Consider the following 1478-nt stretch of genomic DNA (forward strand, 5'->3'; position numbering starts at 1 on the left):
TGCTCATGCTCATGCTCATGCTCATGCTCATGCTCATGCTCAGCGTGATGATGATCAATACTATGATGATCTTTCACTAAAAATACACTAACAATATTGACTGTAAGACCGATAAAAGCAACAAAGATAGCTTGGTTAAAATAGATTTGTTCTGGATTGATAATTCTAACTAATGATTCAACTAACATTATCAATGCAACCATACCTAAAGCGATGGCACTGGTGAAGCCCCCCAGAACACTAACTTTACCGGTACCGAAAGAAAACTGGGGGTTATCAGCATTTTTGCGGGAATATCGATAGGCAAATAAAGTAATCATAAATGCTGCAGCATGTGTACCCATATGCCAACCATCAGCCAATAATGCCATTGAACCATAAATGGAGCCGGCAATAATCTCAGCTAACATAGTAATAATGGTTAAAATAAGTACGTAAAGGGTATTCCGCTCACCATCAGAGTTCTGATGACTGAATTGATGATGGTGTTGCCATTGTTTTACTGGATGAGATTGAGACGTCATTGAGGCACTTAGATGAGCAAATTAGAGTGACATTATCTATGTATTATCGATTAAATATCAAGTCAAAAGCATATTAAGTCGTATCCCATTTGCATAAACAACAACAGTAATTGTTTCTATTGATACATGAATCAATTAATGAGGAACATATCGACCTAATGCTGATCTCACGCTTTTTAACATATCAAATAATAGACACAAAAGCATTAGCGATATAATGGCGATCTGTCTGGCACTCATTTAAGTTATTAAGTCGCCTAGAAATGACCTATTCTCGCATGGGAATATCATCCACACGGGTCAATGGTTTAGGTCCAAGAACGGCTTTAAATCTCAAATTACAGACGTAAAAAAAACCGCTACATAATAGCGGGCTGTTTCACAACTCTTTCATGTCAATTAGGCGCCTGGAGATGACCGACTCTCGCATGGGCATACTGGCCACACTGACTAATTGCTTAGGTTTAAGGCACAAAACAAAAAGGCCACTCGAGTAGAGTGGCCTTGCTGTTTTATTAGGCGCCTTACTCTCGCATGGGCATATCATCCACACGGGTCAATGGTTTGGGTCCAAGAACAGCTTTCAGCCACAAATTGCAGACGTAAAAAAGCCCGCTACATAATCGCGGGCTGTTTCACGACTCTTTCAAGTCAATTAGGCGCCTGGAAATGACCGACTCTTGCATGGGCACATCATCCACACTGACTAATTGCTTAGATTTAAGGCACAAAACAAAAAGGCCACTCTAGTAGAGTGGCCTTGCTGTAGTATTTAGCGCCTAGAAATGACCTACCCTCGCATGGGCATACTGGCCACACTGACTAATTACTTAGGTTTAAGGCACAAAACAAAAAGGCCACCCTATTAAGGTGGCCTTGCTGTTTTATTTGGCGCCTGGAAATGACCTACTCTCGCATGGGGAGACCCCACACTACCATCGGCGATACTGTGTT

At 41.3% G+C, this 1478-nt stretch carries 1 protein-coding gene; it reads right to left on the bottom strand.

Features of this window, described 5'->3' with window-relative positions; all coding sequences use genetic code 11:
• Nucleotides 1–524: cation diffusion facilitator family transporter (locus H5114_RS20210; RefSeq protein ID WP_182723883.1), on the bottom strand; the 524-nt coding region annotated here is incomplete at its 3' end.
• Nucleotides 525–1478 lie beyond the last annotated feature (954 nt).

This window comes from Shewanella sp. SR43-8, from assembly GCF_014163775.1.
Taxonomy (GTDB): domain Bacteria; phylum Pseudomonadota; class Gammaproteobacteria; order Enterobacterales; family Shewanellaceae; genus Shewanella; species Shewanella vesiculosa.